Source organism: Mesorhizobium sp. P2_D5, from assembly GCF_056404355.1.
Genome location: NZ_JBFUEE010000006.1, coordinates 366,272 through 385,818, shown reverse-complemented (window position 1 = coordinate 385,818; position 19,547 = coordinate 366,272). Strand labels below are relative to the sequence as shown.

Here is a 19,547-nt window from a genome sequence, read left to right as displayed (position 1 = left end):
CTCCAAGCAGAGATGTTGCGGTGCACCTAATTTAAGCAGGTGTGCCGGCTTAGAAAAACGCCTGCAGGCCCGTCTGCGCCCTTCCCAGGATCAATGCATGCACGTCATGCGTGCCTTCATAGGTGTTGACCGTCTCCAGGTTCTGCGCGTGGCGCATGACGTGGTAGCCGATCTGGATGCCGTTGCCGCCATGCATGTCGCGGGCCTGGCGGGCGATGTCGAGCGCCTTGCCGCAATTGTTGCGCTTGACGATCGAGATCATTTCCGGCGCCATCTTGCCTTCATCGAGCAACCGTCCGACGCGCAGGCTCGCCTGCAATCCAAGCGCGATCTCGGTCTGCATGTCGGCGAGTTTCTTCTGGTAAAGCTGCATGCCGGCCAGCGGCTTGCCGAACTGCTTGCGGTCGAGACCGTACTGGCGGGCGCGATGCCAGCAATCTTCGGCGGCCCCCATCGAACCCCAGGAAATGCCGAAGCGGGCGCGATTGAGGCAGCCGAACGGGCCTTTCAGTCCGGAAACATTGGGCAGCAGCGCGTCCTCGCCGACCTCGACGCCTTCCATCACCACCTCGCCGGTGATCGAAGCCCGCAGCGACAGCTTGCCGCCGATCTTCGGCGCCGAAAGCCCCTTCATGCCCTTTTCCAGCACGAAGCCGCGGATCTGGTTGTCATGCGCCGATGATTTCGCCCAGACGACGAACACATCGGCGACCGGCGAGTTGGAAATCCACATCTTCGAGCCGGAGAGCTTGTAGCCGTTGGCCGTCTTCTCGGCGCGAGTCTTCATGCCGCCCGGATCGGAGCCGGCATCCGGCTCGGTCAGGCCGAAACAGCCGATCCATTCTCCGCTGGCGAGCTTGGGCAGGTACTTCTTGCGCTGCTCATCCGAGCCATAGGCGTAGATCGGATACATCACCAGCGACGACTGCACGCTCATCATCGAGCGGTAACCCGAGTCGACACGTTCGACTTCCCGCGCGACCAGCCCGTAGGTCACGTAGTTGGCGCCAAGCCCGCCAAACTCCTCGGGAATGGTGATGCCGAGCAGGCCGGCCTCGCCCATTTCGCGAAAGATCGCCGTGTCGAACGTCTCGTTGAGATAGGCGTCCTCGATCCGGGGCGCGAGCTTGTCGGCGGCAAAGGCAGCGGCACCATCGCGCACCATGCGCTCGTCTTCCGAAAGCTGGCTCTCGATCAGGAACGGGTCTTCCCAGACGAATACATTCTTGTCGGCGGCCATGGCTCTCTCCCAACTGATGCAGGTCGCCCAAAAGTGTCAGCGGTTTTGGGATGACGACATGCATGAAGCAAAATCTTGGCCCGGCTTATCGACCCGCGGCCTGAAAAAATCAAACGAAATTGCTTCGCCGATCAATGAGCGTTAGTAATCGATCATGAGTGTCCAGCGCCGCCTTCTACCTAACACAAGTGCCCTTGCCGCCTTCGAGGCGGTGGCCCGCCTCGGCAGTTTCACCGCCGCCGCCCAGGAACTCGATCTGACCCAGGGCGCAGTCAGCCGGCAGATCAGGCTGTTGGAGGACCAGTTCGGCCGCCGGCTGTTCGAACGCGACAGCCGCAATGTCAGGCTGTCGATGGCAGGCGAAATCTACGCCGAAGCGGTGCGGTCGGCGCTTGGCCAATTGCGTGACGCCTCCCTTGGATTGATGAGCAATCGGCATAGTGGCATGCTGAACCTTGCTATTTTGCCAACCTTCGGCACGCGCTGGCTGATGCCGATGATCCCCGATTTCGTCGAAAAAAATCCCGATATCACTATCAACTTCGTCACCCGCGTCGGCCGCTTCGACTTCGCCCGCGAACGATTGGATGCCGCCATCCACTACGGCCTGCCGGACTGGCCGGAGGCAGACTCGACGCTCTTGGTGCGCGAAACGGTGGCGCCGGTCGTGTCGCCCGAATTCCTCGCCGGCCGCGCCATCGCCGCACCGGCGGATATCGGCCGCTTGCCGCTGCTGCACATGACGACGCGCCCCGGCGCCTGGACCGAATGGTTCGAACACCAGGGCCTGAGCGCGCCGACCGGACCGGGCATGCAGTTCGAACAGTTCGGCACCGCCGCCCAAGCCTGCATGGCGGGGCTCGGCGTGGCGCTTCTGCCGCTGATCCTCATCGCTGGCGAATTGCAGCGCGGCCAGCTGGTGCCCGCGCCCGGCCTGCCGATGCAAAGCCGCAGCGCCTATTATCTCGTCGTACCGCACGACAAGCGCGACCACCCGCCGGTCGCCAGTTTTCGCGACTGGCTGCTGATGCACGTCGGGTTGCGCGAGGACATTCGCAAAGGTGTGGAGAGTGGCCCAGGCATCCCCGCGGAGCAGGTGTTTGATCGGCTGGAAGCAAGATAGAGCGGAAAGCCTTGAGTACTGGCGGCTTTTGCGGGCGGTGGCGCCGCCCCTCACCTGCCTGCCGGCATCCTCCCCCGTATAGTGACGGGGAGAGGGGGCTGTCTTTGGCGATTTCACCAATCGCCAGCGTTTCAAGAAGAGTGACGGCGATGCGGCCAGCCATTTCTCCCCGTCACTATACGGGGAGAAATGCCCGGCAGGGCAATGAGGGGCGGCGCCGACCTTGGCGGAGCGAGAAGAACCGCTACTTCCGCTTCAACGCATCGGCCAACGCCGCGCCGAACGCGCCTTGCTGCGCCGGCCGTTCCGGCTGGCGCTGCGGCGCAGGCGAACGCGGCGCTGGTCTGCCGCCGCCAGTGTCGCGCGGCCCGCTGCGCGATGCACCACCTTCTCCGCCATCCCTGCGCATCGAAAGGGCGATGCGCTTGCGCTTGATGTCGACATCGACGACGCGCACCTTGACCACGTCGCCGGCCTTGACCACCTCATGCGCGTCCTTGATGAAACGGTCGGCGAGTTGCGAGACATGCACCAGCCCGTCCTGATGCACGCCGATATCGACGAAGGCGCCGAAGGCCGCGACATTGGTGACGGTGCCTTCCAGCAGCATGCCGGGCTTCAAATCCTTGATATCGTCGATGCCGTCGGCGAAGGTCGCGGTCTTGAAGCCGGGGCGTGGATCGCGGCCGGGCTTTTCCAGCTCGGCCAGGATGTCGCGCACCGTCGGCAAGCCGAAACGCTCATCGACGAAGACGCGTGGATCGAGTGCCTTCAGCGCAGCGCTGTCGCCCATTAGCGAGCGCACGTCGCGGCCGCAGGCGGCGACGATCTTCTTCGCCACGCCATAGGCTTCCGGATGCACCGACGAGGCATCGAGCGGCTCGCTGCCGTTGGCGATGCGCAGGAAGCCGGCGGATTGTTCGAACGCGCGAGGTCCGAGGCGGGGCACCTTGAGCAGATCCTTGCGGCTGGCAAAGGGTCCGGTCGCATCGCGATGCGCGACAATAGCGTCGGCCAGCGATGCGCCAAGGCCCGAAACGCGCGCCAGCAGCGGCGCCGAAGCGGTGTTGAGATCGACGCCGACGGCGTTGACCGCATCCTCGACAACCGCTTCCAGCGAGCGGCCAAGCCGGTACTGGTCGACATCGTGCTGGTACTGGCCGACGCCGATCGACTTCGGCTCGATCTTGACCAGTTCGGCCAGCGGATCCTGCAGGCGTCTGGCGATCGACACCGCACCACGCAGCGACACGTCGAGGCCTGGGAATTCCGCCGCCGCCGTCGCTGAAGCCGAATAGACCGAGGCGCCGGCCTCGCTGACGATCACCTTGAGCGGCTTAGGCCCGCCATCCGCCGGCATATCGGACAGCATGTCGGCCACCAGCTTTTCGGTTTCGCGGCTGCCGGTGCCATTGCCGATCGAGATCAGCTCGACCTTGTGCAGGCGAACGAGTTTGGCCAGCTCCGCCTGCGTGCCGCGCACATCGTTCCGGGGTGGAGACGGATAGACGGTCGTCGTCGCCAGCACCTTGCCGGTGCCGTCGACCACCGCCACCTTGACGCCGGTGCGGATGCCGGGGTCGAGCCCCATCGTGGCGCGCGAGCCGGCGGGGGCGGCAAGCAGCAGATCCTTCAGGTTGCGGGCAAAGACATGGATCGCTTCCTCTTCCGCCCGCTCGCGCAGGTCGCGCATCAGGTCGAGCGTCAGGTGCAGCGACAGTTTTATCCGCCAAGTCCAGCCCGCCACCTCCATCAGCCAACGGTCGCCCGGCAGGCTGCCGCCGATGGCATAGGCGTTGGCGATCATGCGCTCGACCGGCTTCACCGGCGACGTGTCATCGGCATCGACCTCGATGTCGAGCGACAGCACCTCTTCATTGCGGCCGCGCAGCATCGCCAGCGCGCGATGGCTTGGCACGGTCGACCAGCGCTCGACATGGTCGAAATAGTCCGAGAATTTCGCGCCGGCCTCCTGCTTGCCGTCGACCACCCGGGCGCGCATGAAGGCGCGTTCCTTCATGTAGGTCCGTAATTTGCCGACCAGGTCGGCATTCTCGGCGAACTGTTCCGACAGGATGTCGCGCGCGCCCTCGAGTGCCGCCTTGGCGTCCGCCACCTCATCGGTCACATAGGTCAGCGCCAGTTCGGCCGGCACCAGAGACCGGTCGACCAGGATGGCTTCGGCCAGCGGCCCCAGCCCGCGCTCCCTGGCGATTTCAGCCTTGGTCCGCCGTTTCGGCTTGTAGGGAAGGTAGATGTCTTCCAGCTCCGCCTTGGTGGTGGCGGCGACGATCTTGCCTTCAAGCTCGTCGGTCAGCTTGCCCTGCTCGTGGATGGAACCAAGGATGGTGTCGCGGCGCGCGTCGAGCTCGCGCAGATAGGCCAGACGCTCCGAAAGCAGGCGCAACTGCGTGTCGTCCAGCCCGCCCGTCACCTCCTTGCGGTAGCGTGCCACGAAAGGAACCGTTGCGCCCTCGTCGAGCAGTTCGATCGCCGCCGCGGCCTGTTCGGGCCGCGCCGTGATCTCGGCCGCGATGATGGCTGCGATACGCTTGATGTCGGATGCCATGTCGTTCCTGCTCTCGTCGAAAAGAGCGGCGACCATAGGCGCAGACGTTCAGTCCGCCAACCGCCGCATTTTCATCAGCCCGGCGGGTCCACAGGAAAGCGCGCGGTAATTGGCGGGTAGGGAGATTAGACCATCCGGCTCATCGCCTCGAAGAAGGCAACGATCTCGATATCCAGCGGATCATCGACCGGCACCGGCTGCGACGACATCTTGGCGATCACCACTTCGGTCCTGGGATCGACATAGAGCCACTGGCCGTGGATGCCGATGCCGCAATAGGCGCCGCCCGGCAGACCCGTCTGGTACCATTTGTTGCGATAGCGGCCCTTGGGGAACAGCGGCAGCATCGCGCCACGCTGCCAGGCTTCCGAACTGCCGCCGGTGGCAATCGTATCGCGCACCCAAGCTTCGGGCACGACGCGGCGGCCGTTGGCCGTGCCGCCTTGCCGCATCATCTCGCCGACACGCGCCAGGTCGCGTGGCGTCACCGAAATGCCGCCGGCAGTGCGCGCCGTGCCTTCCATGTCGACGCCGATCGAGGCTTCGTTGACGGCGCCGAGCGGCAGCCAAAGTTTCTCGCGCATCAGGTCGGTGAAGCGCTGGCCCGAGGCACGTTCGAGCAGGATGCCGAGCAGGTCGGAATTGGGCGAGCGGTAGCGGAAGGTCTGGCCATGCGGCTCGGCAAGCCGCTGCAAGGTCAGGATGAATTCGCGCAGGCTTTCCGTGCCGCCGCCCGGATTCCACAGCGTGGCGCGGCGATAGCGGGCAAAGGCGCTTTCCGGATCGAGATAGGCCTCTTCGAAGTCGAGGCTGACGCTCATGTCGAGCACATGCCGAACGCTCGCGTCGGCGTAGGCTGATCCGGCGGCTTCCGGAATGTAATGCGTCACCGGCGCTTCCGGATCGAACACGCCCTCGCCTTCCAATATGCCGGCGACGATGGCGGTCAGCGACTTGCTGATCGAAAAGATGATATGGCGGGCGCCGAAATCCATATGCGGCGCGAACCAGTCGCCGATGACCGTGCCGCCCTTCATCACCGTCAGCGCGTCGGTGTTCGAGCGTGCGAGAAAATCAGCCACCGTCTCCGGCGCGCCGGCGATCGTGACCTTGTTGCCCAGCAAGCCGCTGATATCCCGCACCGGCGCCTCGATACCACCCGGCACTGCTGCCACCGGCGCCGTCGGCACCAGTTCGCCAAGATTCTGGAACGACCAGCGGTTGAACGGATTTTCGCGCCAGTTGGCGAGCAGAACCTCATTGCGGCGGAAGCCGTATCGGGTTTCGAACGCGGTCTTGCCGGTCATGGCGTATCCTTCTGGATTTCTTTGGGTTTCTTAGAGGCTGTTTCGAAAGGTGCTCCGGCGATGGCCGCCGGAGTGGGTTTCCAAGCAGCCTGTCAGGCAAGTGCCGCAGCAATGGCGTGCACGGCCTTCACCGTCGCCACCGAATAGGCGACATTGCTGAAATCCGGATAGGTCGAAAGCTTCACCACGACCATACTTGTGTTCCAGTCGATGTGAATCATCTGGCCGAACACGCCCCGGCACATCAGCGCGCGCGAGCGCGGATCCTCGATCCAGAACTGGTTGCGGTAGCTGCCTTCGGGCAGGCTGGGATTGAAGTCCGGCCCGTGCCTGCCGTTGCGCGTCGCCTCGATCCAGTCGGCCGGCACCACGCCGCCGCCATTGTCGAGGATCAGTTGGCCGAACCGGCCATAGTCGCGCAGCGTCGCGTTGAAGCCGCCATCGGCGACCGCATAGCCGGCACTGTCGACGGTGAAACAGGCGCTTTCATCAGCGCCGAGCTTTTGCCAGAGTTCTTCCGAAACCAGTTGCGGCAGACGCTTGCCTGTCACCCGTTCCATGATGAAGGCGAGCACATCGGTCTCGATCGAGCGATATTCGAAGGCCGCGCCATGCGGGCGGATCGTTTCCGTGAGGCCGAGGATCAGCTCGAACATATGCGAGGGCCAGCGAAAGGCCGGATCGCTGTCCGGCGGCACCGGTTTCCAACCGGTCGCGACATCGACCTGGCCGATGTCCGAATAGCGGTCGGTATATTCCTCGGAAAAACGCACCCCGCTGGTCATGTCGAGTACATGCTGGACACTGGCTCCCGCCCAGCCGGTGACGCTCAGTTCCGGCAGGTAGTCCGTCACCGGCCTGGCCGGATCGATCAGGCCGCGCCCGACCAGTATGCCGAAAACCGAGCCGGTGACCGACTTGGCCATCGACTGCGACAGGTGCAGCGACCGCTCGCCCATGCCGTTGAAATAGCGCTCATAGGCTATCCTGCCGTCCTTCAGCACCAGGAAGCCGTCCGTATAGGTCTCGTCGAGCAATCCGGCGAGCGTCGTCGGCTGGCCCGTGCTGTCCTCGACCGCCTGTCCGTCGAGATCGACTTCGGCGCGTTCGAAGCGGTGGCGATGGCCATTGCCGCGCCAGACTTCGGCGGTCGGCAGGAATTCTCTGACATGCTGGAACGCCCAGCGGTTCCATGGCGGCCGGTCCCAGTCGAGCTTGGGCAGCACCATGGCCGGCGGCGAGCCCTGCATGATCGGCGGCCGCGGATCGGAATTGCGATAGGAGTCCATGAAAGGCTATTCCCGGAAAAGAAAAGACCCGGCGGCGTGTGCCGCCGGGTCCGTCATGCAGAGATTACTTCTGCAGTTCGGTCCATATCTTCGTGTAGAGTTCCTGCGTTTCCGGCGCGCACATCTTCTGGAATTCGCCTTTCGGCTTGGCGTCGGCCGGAATGACGACTTCCGGCGCGTCCTTCATGTCAGCCGGCATGTATTTGTCCGAGCCGGTGATGGCGTTGGCGTAGCGGTGGAAGGCCGAGAGGCCAGCCGCGTTTTCCGGATCCATGATGAAGTTCTGGAACAGCTTGGCGTTCTCGACGTTCTTGGCCTCCTTAAGAACGACCACATTGTCGCTCCACAGGCCAAAGCCTTCCTTCGGATAGTTGTAATGGATGGCCGGATTGGCCAGCCGCTGACGCAGCGCCGAGCCGTTCCAGTCGCTGGTCGCCTTGAAGTCGCCGGGTACCATCTTTTCGATGGTGTTGTATTCCATCGCGATCCAGTTCGGCTTGGCCGCCACCAGCAGGTCGCGCACCTTCTTCAGCACCGTCTTGTCGTCGGTGCATTGCTGGCCGCCGACATATTTGATCGCCGCGAAGATGACATCGTTCATTTCAGGAACGACGTTGACCTTGCCCTTCAGCTCGTCGGGCGTGTTGAAGACGATGCCCCACGTATCGGCCGGCCCCTTGTAGGCATCGGTGTTGACGACGACGCCGATCGTTCCCCACGCCCACGGCACCGAATATTTGCGGCCCGGATCGAATTCAGGATTGGCCCATTCCGGCGCCACGTTCTTGAAGTTCTCCATCTTGCCCGGATCGGTTTCGAGCAGGAGGCCTTCCTTGATCCAGATCGGCACGTAGGTCTGCGATGGCACGGCGATGTCGAAGCCGGTGCCGCCCTGCCGGATCTTGGCGAGCGCGGTGTCGTTGGAATCGTAGTCGGTGATGGTCACCTTGATCTTGTATTTATCCTCGAACTTCTTGATCACATCGGGGCTGGTGTAGTTGCCCCAATTGTAGATGTTCAGTTCGCCATCGGCGCGAGCCAGGCCCGTCGAAGCGAGCAACGCCAACCCCATGGCGGTCGCTGTTGTCTTCCAGTTCATCGTTCTAACTCCCATTGTTGGTTTCAGTTTCGTTTCCTGCTGACGAAGAAAAACAACGTGACGATCGCGACCGAGAGCAGCAGGAAAGCGGTCGATATCGCGTTGATCTCGGGTGTTACGCCACGGCGGATCTGGCCGAGCATGTAAGTGGGCAGCGTGTCCTGGCCACCGGATTTGACGAACTCGGTGATGACGACGTCGTCGAGCGAGATGACGAAGGCCAGCATCAGTCCGGCCAGCATGCCGGGCCACAAAAGCGGTAGCGTGATGCGGCGAAAGGTCTTCCACGGCGTCGCGTAGAGATCGGCCGCGGCGCGCTCCAGCGTCAGATCCATGTTCTCCAGCCGCGCCCGGATCGGCAGATAGGCGAAGGGAATGCAGAACGCCGTATGCGCGGCGATCAGGTAGCCGAGGCCGGAATAGCCGGTGAAGATCTTGATGCGCGAGAAGAAGATCAGCAACGCCACGCCGGTGACGATCTCGGGCACCATCAGCGGCTGGTTGATCGCCGCATATTTGAACGTCAGACCCGGATAGGGTGCCGTCCGCGTCGTGGCGAGCGCGGCCATGGTGGCGAAGATGGTCGAGAACACCGCGGCGGTGGCGCCGATCTGGAACGAACGCAGGGTCGCATCGATGACCTGCGTGTTCTGCCACGCCGACTGGAACCATTTGAGCGAGAAGCCGCCCCATTCCGATGTCGAGTTCGCCGCATTGAAGGCATAGACGACCAGCACGATGATGGGCAGGTAGAGCAAGACGAAGCAGGTCGCCGCGATCGCGGTAAAGCCCGGCTGATGCTTGATGGAGAAATTGCTAGCCATGACGCACCCCTGACGTTCCGGCATTGCGCACATAGGCAAGCAGTGCCACCATCACGATGATCATGACGGCGATCGACAGCGCTGAACCGAGCGGCCAGTTGCGGCCTTGGCCGAACTGCAATTCGATAAGGTTGGACAGCATCATATTCTTGCCGCCGCCAAGCACGCTTGGTGTCACATAGGCGCCGAGTGCTGGAATGAAGACCAGGATGGAGCCGGCGATGACGCCGGGTTTGACCAGCGGGAAAATGATCTTCCGCAGCACCTTGAAGCGTGTCGCGTAGAGATCGTAGCCCGCCTCGACCAGCCGGAAATCGAGCTTCTCCATGCTGGCGTAGATCGGCAGCACCATCAGCGGCAGATAGACATAGGCCATGCCGATCAGGATCGCCGTATCGGTGAAGAGGATCTGGATCGGCGCCGAGATGATGCCGAGCTTGAGCAGGATCGTGTTGACGATGCCTTCGTTGCGGATGATCTGCAGCACGGCAAAAGTGCGGATCAGAAGGTTGGTCCAGAACGGAATGGTGATCAGGAAGAGCCAGAGATCCCTGGTCTTTTCGCTTCGTGTCGCCATGAAATAGGCGGTCGGGAAACCGAGCGCCAATGTGGCGAGCGTGGTCACCACGGCAAGCTTGATCGAGCGCCAGAAGATGGTGACATGCGCTGCCGCGAGAGAAAGCGTATCGTCGAAAATGTCGCGTTCCATGAACACCGACAACCAGGCATCGGATGAAAACTGCCACTTCACGTCGCCATAGGCGCCGGGCGTCAGGAACGAATAGACAAGCACGATCAGCAACGGGCCGGTCGCGGCGAGAAAAATGACCAGCAGTGCTGGGGCTGACAAAAGCCAGCGGTCGCGGATATCGCGCCGCTCTGCTGCCTTGGCGACTTCCTCTGCGGTCGCCATCGTCAGTCCTTCAAGACCTGGGCGGCGTCGCCGCCAATCAGGATGCCGACCTTGCCGCCCTGGACGATACCGTCGCCGGTGCCACGGCTGTTCTGGCGCCGCACGATGAAGGGCTCACCATCGGCGAGGCGCAGATGGAAATGCGTGTCGGTACCGAGATAGACGATGTTCTCGACCGTGCCCGACAGCGATGCACTGGGGCTTGCGGCGCTCAACTGCGCATGTTCGGGGCGCACGACGATGGTAACCTTGCCCTTGGGAACCAGGCCCTCCGGCAGCGAGGCCGGGATTTCCGTGCCCGACGACAGTTTTACCGTCGCGCGGCCTGCCGAGACACCAACCACCTCGGCCTTGAGGAAGTTCGACTCGCCGATGAAATCGGCGACGAAGCGTTCCGACGGCCGGTCGTAGATGTCGCGCGGCGAGCCGACCTGCAGGATCCTGCCGGACGACATCACCGCGATGCGGTCCGACATCGTCAGCGCTTCCTCCTGGTCATGGGTGACGAAGATGAAGGTGATCCCGGTCTCGTGCTGTAGCCGCTTCAGCTCGATCTGCATTTCCTTGCGCAGCTTGTAGTCGAGCGCCGACAACGGCTCATCGAGCAGCAGCACTTTCGGCTGCGGTGCGAGCGCCCTGGCCAGCGCCACACGCTGCTGTTGGCCGCCGGAGATCTGGCTGGTGCGGCGCGCGCTGAGCGCTTCCATCTTGACCAGCTTCAACATCGCGTCGACGCGCGCCTTGATCTCGGCCTTCGGCTTGCCCAGCATCTCCAGGCCAAAGCCGATATTCTCGGCCACTGTCATGTGCGGAAACAGCGCATAGGACTGGAAGACGGTGTTGACCGGCCGCTTGAAGGGCGGCAGCGGCGCGATGTCCTGGCCGTAGAGCAGGATTTCGCCGGCGGTTGGAAAGTCGAAGCCGGCAATCAGCCGCAGCAACGTCGTCTTTCCGCAGCCCGACGGGCCGAGCAGCGTAAAGAACTCGTTTTCGCGGATGGATACCGAGACCGTATCGAGGGCAGCGACTTGGCCCTCTCCTGATCCGAAAATTTTGCTTACTTTGACAACTTCAATCGCATTCCGATCCGGTTTATCCGGCACGACTACGCCTCACTGTTGACCCCGCTCTTGCTGGCGGAATGTTCCCCTGTTCGATGTGAACACAAGGCCGGTATGTTGGCAAGCCCGGCACTGAATCACAGTTCAATTCGTAATTTGGCTAGCAAGCCTCATGCCACAGTCAGGCCTGATAGGTGATCTTGCCACCACAGATCGTCGTTACCGGATGCACCTTGTGCAACGCCTCCGGCGCGGTCGCCTCGATATCGGCCGAGAGCACCACCAGATCCGCCATATAGCCGGGTTTTATCATGCCCTTGCGGTGCTCTGCGAATTCGGCATAGGCACCTTCGACGGTGTAGCCGGCGAGGGATTCATGCAGCGAGAAACTCTGGTCCGGGTCGCCTTCTGCCCACGGTTTGCGCAACACTGCCGCCCGGATGCCCAGGATCGGATCGATCGGCGACACCGGCCAGTCCGACGCAAAGACCACGCGCGCGCCGGCATCCTTCAAGGTCCGCCAGGCATAGCTCAACGGCCAGCGCGCCGGCCCGATGCGCGATACGGTCGGCTCCAGCGGAAAATCCATGGCGCCAGGCGGGTGCGGCGGCTGCATGGAAGCGATGACGCCGAGTTCGGCAAAACGCGGAACGTCGGCGGTGGTGGTGACCTCGATGTGCTCAACCCGGTGGCGGCTGTCGCGCTTGCCGTTGGCCTTCTGCGCCGCTTCGTAACCGTCGAGCACCGCGCGCACGGCGCCGTCGCCGATCGAATGCACGGCGATCTGCAGCCCGCGTTTGTCGACGGCGACAGCCAGGTCGATGAATTGTTGCGGCGTGAACAGCGGCTCGCCCACCCAGTCCGGACGGTCGGCATAGGGCTCGACCATGACCGCTGTCCAGGAATCCAGCACGCCGTCGTAGAACACCTTGACCATGCCTGATGACAGCCACTCACTGTTGTAGCGCTTGGCCATGTCGGACGCCTTGTCGAGCATGTCGAGCGTCATGAAATTCTTGTAGTGGAACGGTATCTGCACGCGGCAGGGCAGCCCTTCCTCGGCTTCGATCTCGGCCAGCAGTTCAAGCTGATAGAGATTGCCGTCCATGTTCTGGATCGAGGTGATGCCATGGCGCGCGCACCAGGCAAGCCCGCGCCGCATGATATCGCGGTCGGCGGCCCGCTCGGCCGCGGTCGGCATCGGGTCCGGCTCGCCGCCGGTGGCCAGGCCCAGCCGCACCCGGCTTTCGCCGGCAAGGTCAAGCACCGGACCGAAGGCTTCGCCCTCGCGCAATTCGCCGCCGGCCAGGCCATCATCGCCCATGACGATCTCGTTGCCGGGGCCAAGCGTGCGCCCATGCAGGATGCCGGCCGTTTCCAGCGCCCTGGTGTTGGCCCACATGGTGTGATGATCGGGCGCCGCCATGCAGAAGGGGCGATCGGGCAAAATGGCGTCGAGATGGTGTCGTGTCACCCGCTCGCTGCCGAGCACCGTGTAGTCGACACCCTGCCCGACCAGCATTTTCGCATCCGGCTGGGTCGGCGCATAGTCGCGGATTGCCTTTTGCAGCGCCTCAAACCCGTGAATACCGGTGAGCTGGAGGTGGGCAAGTTCAGCCCCGCCTGAAAACAGATGCATATGGGCTTCGATGAAGCCCGGGATCACCGAACCGCCCTTGGCGTCGATGACCTTGGTGGCCGGTCCCTTGAGCTCTTCGATGGAGGCGCGGCTGCCGATGGCGATGATGGCGCCGTCCTTGACGGCAACAGCCTCTGTGACGGGATTGTCATGGTCCATGGTCAGCACGCGACCGTTGATGACGATCAGATCAGCATTATGACCCGCACCCGTGACAGACATCGCGACTCCGCGCTTTTGACGACTGACTGAGACCGACAATCCTGTGCCCACGAGCGGCCACTCCACTGGAGCGGCGCTACGGACAAAAAACGATGCCAGCGTGCTGTCTTCGAAATTCCCCTTGTTATCCCTGAAGACAGCGTGGATAAAGAATGCGACTGTTTATTCGCGTTTGTCAACATGCGGAATTTGGAATGTATTGTGGACAGCACCCTCCCCGTGTGTTGGGACCGGGCGGGGAACGGGGACATCAGGCAGTGAAGCGCAGTCTCGACCGCAAAACCAGGATAGCGCTCGAACCGCGCAAGCAGCCGCGCCAACAACGGTCGAGCAAGGTGGTCGACAGGATTCTCGACGCGGCGCTGATCCTGACGCGGGAGCAAGGAACCAAGACGCCGACGACGCTCGCCATTGCGCAGCGCGCAGGCCTGTCGGTCGGGTCGGTCTACCAATACTTCCCCAACAAGGAAGCCATTCTTCTGGACCTCGCCCGGCGCTGGCTGTCCTCCTTTCCCGAAGTGATCGAGAAGCGTATCAAGGTCCCCCGGCCCACCAACCGCGAAGAATTCCGGCGCGAAGTGCGCAAGCTCTTTATCGACACGTCCAGTATCTATCTCGAGAACGCGACCCTGATGCCGGTGATCGAGGCCATTTCAGGCAATGCCGATCTCAGGCCTATCCAGGACGAATATGACGAGCAGATCATCGCGCTTTACGCCGCCTGGCTGCGGCATGTGAATCCTGTTCTTGAAGACAAGATCGCCAAACGGCTCGGCCTTGTGATGATGGAGGTCGGGCACGCCTGCCGGCTGGTCGGACTGAAGAGGGATCGCAGGACATACAACCTCATCGAGGACGATGTGGAAACCATGTGGCTCGCTCTGGTGAGCCCCTATCTCAACCTTGACTGATTTCGCACTTCGAGAGGAATTTCATGAAGACTGTCTATTCGCCGCTTCATGCTGGCCATGCCGGCCAGATGGAACTGGTCACCGCTGCGATCGTGCCGGGTTTCGAAATGCCCTCGCGGGCCGAATTCATCAAGGCGCGGGTCGAAAGCGAGAAACTGGGTCCGATCGTCCTGCCGCTCGAGCACGATCTTGCTGCCGCCAGGCGTATCCACAAGGCCGACTACATCGACTTCCTGCCGACGGTCTGGCCGCAATGGGTGGAAGCCGGTTTCAAGGGCTCGGCGATGCCCTTCACATGGCCGACCCGCGGCCTGCGCGGCGACGTGCCGCCAAAGCGCATCGACGCCCTGCTCGGTTATTATTCCTTCGATGCCGGCGCCACCTTCGTCGAAGGCACCTGGGCCGCGATCAAGTCGTCCTATGACGTGGCGCTGACCGCCGCCGGCCTGGTCAAGGGCGGCGAGGCATCCGCTTTCGCGCTCTGCCGCCCGCCGGGCCATCATGCGGGAGCCGGATTCATGGGCGGCTATTGCTTCATCAACAACGCCGCCGTCGCCACGCAATGGTTCCTCGACCAGGGCGCCAGCCGTGTGTCCATACTCGATGTCGACTACCATCATGGCAACGGCACGCAGGAGATCTTCTATGACCGCGCCGACGTGCAGGTCCTCAATCTGCACGGCGATCCGATGGTCGAATATCCCTTTTTCCTCGGCCATGCCGATGAACGTGGTTCGGGCGCCGGCGAAGGCTTCAACATCAACTATCCGATGCCGTTCGGCACCGACTGGGACGCCTGGAATGCCTCGCTTGAAGATGCCTGCGCCAAGCTTGCCGCTTACGCGCCGGACGTCGTCGTCGTCTCGCTCGGCGTCGACACTTTCGAGAAGGACCCGATCAGCCAGTTCAAGCTGAAGACGTCGGACTATCCCAAGATCGGCCGCCGCATCGCCAGGCTCGGCCTGCCGACGCTGTTCGTCATGGAAGGCGGCTATGCCGTCGAGGAGATCGGCGTCAACGCCGTCGGCGTGCTGACCGGTTTCGAGGGCAGGTAAATGCCGTCACCCCAAAGGCGTGAGCGATTTTGGGGCACCGACTGCAGAAGCAAAGCGAGGGACCGGGCGGCGTTGCTGCCGGGTCCTCGCGATCAGGTTGCGGTGCCGGTGCTCGGCACGACCGCCGGTGCGGCTGCCTTGCGTGAGCGGCCGAAATAATAGACCGCCGCCGCCGCGATGACGCCGGCGGCCAGGATGCCCGCCGCCAGCACCGGCCGATACCAGAACCATGCGATGGCGATCGTCGTCGTGCCGACCAGGATCGCCAGGAAGAAGGCGATGATGCCGGTGCCCATCCGCGCCATGCTGCCAAGGAACGGAATGACGTCGAGGATCACCCCGATCGGGCTGAGGAACAGGGCAAAGCCGATGGTCAGCAACAGCAGGCCGGCAGCGCGCAGCAGCCAGGTGATCAGCGTGTTTGCGCTAACGGCTTCGGCAAACATCTTGTCGGCCGGGACAGTGCCGGTGTCGACCATCAGCAATTCGTCGCCTGCCACCGTCTGGTAGGGTTCGAACCGGCTGCCGGCCTGACGTGCCACGATGCTGACCACGCCGAGCGGCGCCAGTTCGTAGCCGATGCGGTAGTCGCCCAGCGCCGGCGTCGTCGTGTCAACGCCGAGATAGATCTTGCCGTCGACGATGCTGAGCGGCCTGGCGCCGGTATAGGCGGCCTTGATCGCGGCTGACTGACTGGCCGACAGCGAATAGTCCTTGTCACCCTCGATGCGATCGAGCACCGGCTGATCGAGCGTGAAAGCACTGAGCTTGCCTTCCGGAATCTGGAAGGTCCGGCTGTGGATCGCCATCGGCGGATTCTGGTGGCCGTCCGGCTTCTTGAAATCCGAGGAGTCGATCTGGCTGTCGTCCCACACCTTCGAATAGCTGTACGTGGTGACCGTCTCTTCGCCGCCGCCAAGTTTCTTGGTGGTCTCGGATTTGGACTCTTCCTTCCACTGGTACATCTCGACGTCGCGCGACAGGCGCAGCCCTTGCGCCGCGATACCGAAATCCGGATCGGACAGGCCGCTGTCCGCCGTCACCGGCCCGCTGACATGCACCAGCCTGCCGTCATTGGCGGCGTCGACGCTGTCGGCGCTGACAGAGACCACGGCGCCAGCCCCTTCGGCGAGCGAGCGTGCCGTCTGCACCGCGCGGCCCTCGTTCCAGAACAGGCCGATCACCATCAGCACGATCAAAAGCAGGCCGAAGATGACACCACCGACCGCGCGCTTGATCCGCCCAAACCACGAGACGGATGTAACTTCTCGAAATGAATCGCTCATCGTTTCCCCCGAAACCAACAGTGCCAAGATTTGCGCGCGGCCGGCGGCCACGCATTGAACCGATCAATCGGCGTGGATTTGCGCACCGCAATCCTTGGCCGAAGCACAGGAATGCACCGCCCGCGTCGTGCCGCCGTCGCCGACCCGCCATGGCGAGGCGGACAGCGGCGCTTGCTGCTTGCCGCCGAGAAGGTCAAGCGCCCGCATCGCCGTCTGCTCGCCTTCCTCGTCGCGCTTGACGATCTCGACATTCCTAAGGCCGATCGCGGCAAGCTGCGGCATCACCACATCCGGGTCGCCCGCCACCACGATCAGCGATCGATCGAGCGAAGACAGTGCCAGCGCCTGCTTCTGCACCGCACCGAGCGTCAGCTGGGTGCGCGCCGTCATCCGGCTCTGCTGGTCCTCCAGCGTCGAACCGGAGCCGACGGCACCGATCAGCGAACCGAACAGGCCGGCCGAAGTCTCCGCCGATCCGGCCAGCGCCCGGCGATAGACCGTGACCGTGCGGTCGACCTCGTCCTGCGCCACCGGCAAGGTGGTCAGGCCGGCAAAGCCTTTCAGGATCTCGGTGATCGCCGGACCGGTGTTGGCCCGCTCGACGGTGGTTGCCACCACCAGCCCGGACCCGACTTTCATCGGGCTCAAGAGATAGCTCGACACGCCATAGGAATAGCCCTTCTCCTCGCGGATCACCGAGTTCAGTCGGCTGGAGAAATCGTCGCCGAGCAGATTGGCGACCGCGGTCGATTCCGCGCGCTCGCCCTCGTCGGTGCCGGGCGCCGGCCGCGCCACGAACAGCGCCGACTGGCTGGCGCCGGGCTCGGGCACCAGCAGCACTTTCTGGCCGCCATTGAAATGCGCCCCAGGCGATGGCTCGACCGCATAGCCGGCGGCGTTATCCGCCCACGTGCCGAACGCGCCTTTTCGAGGCTTGCCGCCACCGTCGCGACCGGCATCGGACCGACGCTGTAGAACGTCACTGCCTTCGGCGTGAACTCCGTCTTGAAGGCGGCCCTGGCATCGTCGAGCGAGATCGAGGCCAGCGCCTTGGCCGACCAGTCGATCGCAGCCTTGTCAGGCACCTGTGGAATAAGCGCCGCCTTGGCCGCGCGGCCGGCAACGCCCGGCAGGTCCGCCTCGCGGCCATTGAGCCAATCGACGGTCTGCGCCATCAGCACGCTCCAGTCGGCTTTGTCGAAACGCGGCTTCAGCACCGCACCGGCAAGCAGACCGACACCTTGGTCCAGTTTTTCCGGCGGCACGCCGAGCGTCATCGCGGTGGTCAGGTATCCGGCCTGGTAGCCGACGCTGGCACCGATATCGCTGGTCGCCTTGGCGAAGTCGGCCGAGCCGCGCTCGCCGGCGCCACGCGTTGCCATGCTTGCGGCAAGCTCGAGCAGCCCTTCCTTGCCTTCCGGCACACTGTTCCAGCCGCCGTCGGCGCTGGCCGCCACATAGACCATCGGCGCTTCCGGCATGGTGTAGTGGACGAGCTTGATGCCGTTCGACAGCGTCGCCGTTTCCATGGCGGGCAACACCGCCGAAGGCGCCTCGCCAGCCTGGTGCTTCGGAATATCGATCGCTGCCCGCTCCGGCGCCGTGAACGGCTGCGGCGTGCCGGACGATCCGATCAGCGCGTCGGGGTAGCCGCCGCGCGGACCCGGCTTCAACACCAGCACGCTTGCATCTTCCGGCCTCAGCAGCCGCTTCATCGTTGCTTCGACATCAGCGACGCTGGCGTTCTTGACGCGCGGATCGTCGACCAGCGCGCTTTGCGCGTCGCCGAGAATGTCGGCGTTGTAGGAAACCGTGCCGGCGCGATCCTTCAGCGCTTCGCTGCCGAGCCGCGTGGCCAGCAATATCCCGTTGCGCGCGCGTTCGACATCGGCCGCATCAAGCGGCATCTTCTGGAAATCCGCGAAAGCAGCTTTCATCGCGCTTTCGAGCGCTCCGGGCGTCACGCCTGCCGCCGCGCCGGCCTCGAAGGTGAAGCGGCCGCCAAGCAAACCGCCCGTCCAGCTTGCACTGGCATAGGTGGCGACGCCTTGTTCCGAGACGAGGCGATTGCGCAGGAAACCGTATTCGCCATTGCCGAGCAGTTCGGCGGCGATGCTGAGCGCGCCATTGTCTGGCGATTGCGCCGCCGGGCCGCTGAAGCCGACCACGACGACGGGGCTCGGCACACGGTCCTCGAGCACCAGTTTCAGTCGCGCCTGCGTCGGCTCGGGCACTGCTGGCCGCGCCACATCGGCACCGCGCGGCACCCGGCCGAACGTGTCGGCAATCAGCGCCTTGGTGTCATCGACCTTGAGGTCGCCTACCAGCACCAGCACCGCATTGTTGGGCAAATAATAGGTGTTGAAGAAACCGCGCACGTCGTCCAGTGTCGCCGCATCGAGGTCGGCTACCGAGCCGATGACCATGCGGCTGTAGGGATGCGGTTTCGGGAACAGCCCTGACCAGAAGGCCTCCCAGCCGGATGCGCCGGCCTTGTCCAGCACGTTCTGGCGCATCTCGTTCTTGACCACCGAGCGCTGCAGGTCGAGCTTGGCCTGCGTTACCGAGCGGCCGAGATTGGCCATGCGGTCGGCTTCCAGCGACAGGATCATCGGCAGCGACGACGACAGCCCGTCGACATAGAAAACGGTGCCATCCTCGGTGGTCCAGGCATTGATTTCGTTGCCGAGCGCGGCATGGGCGCCGAACACGTTCGGCCAGGCCGGCGTGCCGGAAAACATCAGGTGCTCGAACAGATGCGCGAAACCTGAGCGGCCGGCGGGTTCATTCATCGAACCGACGCGGTAACGCAGGTTCATCACCACCTTCGGCGCCCGATGGTCAGGCACCAGCACCACCTGCAGCCCGTTGTCGAGCGCATAGGTGACAACAGGCTCGGCCTGTGCGGGGGCTACCGCCCACGCACCGATCAAGATCGCAAGCATCACCGTGAACGCCAGGAAAACCCGCTTCATGATCACCCCCCATGCCGATGGCCGCGAACAAGCG

General features: G+C 63.5%; 14 protein-coding genes and 1 pseudogene. 3 read left to right on the top strand and 12 right to left on the bottom strand.

Going from position 1 to position 19,547, the window contains the following annotated elements; all coding sequences use genetic code 11:
* Nucleotides 1-49 precede the first annotated feature (49 nt).
* Nucleotides 50-1,240 carry an acyl-CoA dehydrogenase gene (locus AC1DYW_RS25830; protein WP_457152081.1) on the bottom strand — a complete coding sequence of 397 codons (1,191 nt, stop codon included), beginning with the start codon at nucleotides 1,238-1,240 and terminating at the stop codon, nucleotides 50-52.
* 154 nt (nucleotides 1,241-1,394) lie between these two features.
* On the opposite strand from AC1DYW_RS25830, the gene AC1DYW_RS25825 reads away from it, so the two are divergent.
* Complete coding sequence (locus AC1DYW_RS25825; RefSeq protein WP_457152082.1) at nucleotides 1,395-2,363, top strand: LysR family transcriptional regulator; 969 nt, start codon at nucleotides 1,395-1,397, stop codon at nucleotides 2,361-2,363.
* A gap of 244 nt (nucleotides 2,364-2,607) precedes the next feature.
* Here the strand turns inward: AC1DYW_RS25825 and AC1DYW_RS25820 are convergent, their stop codons facing one another.
* The 8 genes from AC1DYW_RS25820 to AC1DYW_RS25785 all read right to left on the bottom strand — a co-directional run bounded on the left by AC1DYW_RS25820 (nucleotide 2,608) and on the right by AC1DYW_RS25785 (nucleotide 13,286).
* The gene (locus tag AC1DYW_RS25820; protein ID WP_457152083.1) at nucleotides 2,608-4,932 is read right to left on the bottom strand and encodes a Tex family protein; all 2,325 of its coding nucleotides are present in this window, start codon (nucleotides 4,930-4,932) and stop codon (nucleotides 2,608-2,610) included.
* Nucleotides 4,933-5,057: 125 nt separating this feature from the next.
* Nucleotides 5,058-6,239, bottom strand: coding sequence for a serine hydrolase domain-containing protein (locus tag AC1DYW_RS25815; RefSeq protein WP_477228065.1), 1,182 nt, complete (start codon nucleotides 6,237-6,239; stop codon nucleotides 5,058-5,060).
* 92 nt (nucleotides 6,240-6,331) lie between these two features.
* Nucleotides 6,332-7,528 carry a serine hydrolase domain-containing protein gene (locus AC1DYW_RS25810; RefSeq protein ID WP_457152085.1) on the bottom strand — a complete coding sequence of 399 codons (1,197 nt, stop codon included), beginning with the start codon at nucleotides 7,526-7,528 and terminating at the stop codon, nucleotides 6,332-6,334.
* A 64-nt stretch (nucleotides 7,529-7,592) separates the two neighbouring features.
* A complete protein-coding gene (locus AC1DYW_RS25805) occupies nucleotides 7,593-8,627 on the bottom strand; it encodes an ABC transporter substrate-binding protein (RefSeq protein ID WP_457152086.1) in 1,035 nt (344 codons plus the stop codon).
* A 23-nt stretch (nucleotides 8,628-8,650) separates the two neighbouring features.
* Entirely contained in the window at nucleotides 8,651-9,451 is an 801-nt protein-coding gene (locus AC1DYW_RS25800) for an ABC transporter permease (RefSeq protein WP_477228064.1), read from the bottom strand.
* A complete protein-coding gene (locus AC1DYW_RS25795) occupies nucleotides 9,444-10,364 on the bottom strand; it encodes an ABC transporter permease (RefSeq protein WP_457152088.1) in 921 nt (306 codons plus the stop codon). The genes AC1DYW_RS25800 and AC1DYW_RS25795 overlap by 8 nt, the downstream gene beginning before the upstream one ends.
* 2 nt (nucleotides 10,365-10,366) lie before the next feature.
* Nucleotides 10,367-11,467: an ABC transporter ATP-binding protein gene (locus tag AC1DYW_RS25790; protein ID WP_477228063.1), complete on the bottom strand. Its 1,101-nt coding sequence runs from the start codon at nucleotides 11,465-11,467 to the stop codon at nucleotides 10,367-10,369.
* A 139-nt stretch (nucleotides 11,468-11,606) separates the two neighbouring features.
* On the bottom strand, nucleotides 11,607-13,286 hold the full coding sequence (locus AC1DYW_RS25785) for an amidohydrolase (RefSeq protein ID WP_457152090.1): 1,680 nt from the start codon (nucleotides 13,284-13,286) through the stop codon (nucleotides 11,607-11,609).
* 152 nt (nucleotides 13,287-13,438) lie between these two features.
* On the opposite strand from AC1DYW_RS25785, the gene AC1DYW_RS25780 reads away from it, so the two are divergent.
* Nucleotides 13,439-14,197: a TetR/AcrR family transcriptional regulator gene (locus tag AC1DYW_RS25780; RefSeq protein WP_477228062.1), complete on the top strand. Its 759-nt coding sequence runs from the start codon at nucleotides 13,439-13,441 to the stop codon at nucleotides 14,195-14,197.
* A gap of 23 nt (nucleotides 14,198-14,220) precedes the next feature.
* The gene (locus tag AC1DYW_RS25775) at nucleotides 14,221-15,252 is read left to right on the top strand and encodes a histone deacetylase family protein (protein WP_457153709.1); all 1,032 of its coding nucleotides are present in this window, start codon (nucleotides 14,221-14,223) and stop codon (nucleotides 15,250-15,252) included.
* A gap of 92 nt (nucleotides 15,253-15,344) precedes the next feature.
* On the opposite strand, the gene AC1DYW_RS25770 is transcribed toward AC1DYW_RS25775, so the two are convergent.
* From AC1DYW_RS25770 to AC1DYW_RS25760, 3 genes and pseudogenes are all read right to left on the bottom strand, one after another.
* Nucleotides 15,345-16,538: a TMEM43 family protein gene (locus AC1DYW_RS25770; RefSeq protein ID WP_477228061.1), complete on the bottom strand. Its 1,194-nt coding sequence runs from the start codon at nucleotides 16,536-16,538 to the stop codon at nucleotides 15,345-15,347.
* 63 nt (nucleotides 16,539-16,601) lie between these two features.
* Nucleotides 16,602-17,600 (bottom strand): M16 family metallopeptidase, encoded by a 999-nt coding sequence (locus AC1DYW_RS25765; RefSeq protein ID WP_477228094.1) that lies wholly within the window; start codon nucleotides 17,598-17,600, stop codon nucleotides 16,602-16,604.
* Between the two features lie 815 nt (nucleotides 17,601-18,415).
* A pseudogene (locus AC1DYW_RS25760) lies at nucleotides 18,416-19,483 on the bottom strand (M16 family metallopeptidase); the annotation flags it as partial.
* Between the last annotated feature and the right edge of the window lie 64 nt (nucleotides 19,484-19,547).

Bases quoted from the DNA above. Each gene is read 5' to 3' on its own strand.
- AC1DYW_RS25780 (WP_477228062.1), top strand. From the start codon at position 13,439: ATGCGACTGTTTATTCGCGTTTGTCAACATGCGGAATTTGGAATGTAT.
- AC1DYW_RS25785 (WP_457152090.1), bottom strand. From the start codon at position 13,286: ATGTCTGTCACGGGTGCGGGTCATAATGCTGATCTGATCGTCATCAAC.
- AC1DYW_RS25805 (WP_457152086.1), bottom strand. From the start codon at position 8,627: ATGAACTGGAAGACAACAGCGACCGCCATGGGGTTGGCGTTGCTCGCT.
- AC1DYW_RS25800 (WP_477228064.1), bottom strand. From the start codon at position 9,451: ATGGCTAGCAATTTCTCCATCAAGCATCAGCCGGGCTTTACCGCGATC.
- AC1DYW_RS25775 (WP_457153709.1), top strand. From the start codon at position 14,221: ATGAAGACTGTCTATTCGCCGCTTCATGCTGGCCATGCCGGCCAGATG.
- AC1DYW_RS25820 (WP_457152083.1), bottom strand. From the start codon at position 4,932: ATGGCATCCGACATCAAGCGTATCGCAGCCATCATCGCGGCCGAGATC.
- AC1DYW_RS25830 (WP_457152081.1), bottom strand. From the start codon at position 1,240: ATGGCCGCCGACAAGAATGTATTCGTCTGGGAAGACCCGTTCCTGATC.
- AC1DYW_RS25825 (WP_457152082.1), top strand. From the start codon at position 1,395: ATGAGTGTCCAGCGCCGCCTTCTACCTAACACAAGTGCCCTTGCCGCC.
- AC1DYW_RS25770 (WP_477228061.1), bottom strand. From the start codon at position 16,538: ATGAGCGATTCATTTCGAGAAGTTACATCCGTCTCGTGGTTTGGGCGG.
- AC1DYW_RS25810 (WP_457152085.1), bottom strand. From the start codon at position 7,528: ATGGACTCCTATCGCAATTCCGATCCGCGGCCGCCGATCATGCAGGGC.
- AC1DYW_RS25795 (WP_457152088.1), bottom strand. From the start codon at position 10,364: ATGGCGACCGCAGAGGAAGTCGCCAAGGCAGCAGAGCGGCGCGATATC.
- AC1DYW_RS25815 (WP_477228065.1), bottom strand. From the start codon at position 6,239: ATGACCGGCAAGACCGCGTTCGAAACCCGATACGGCTTCCGCCGCAAT.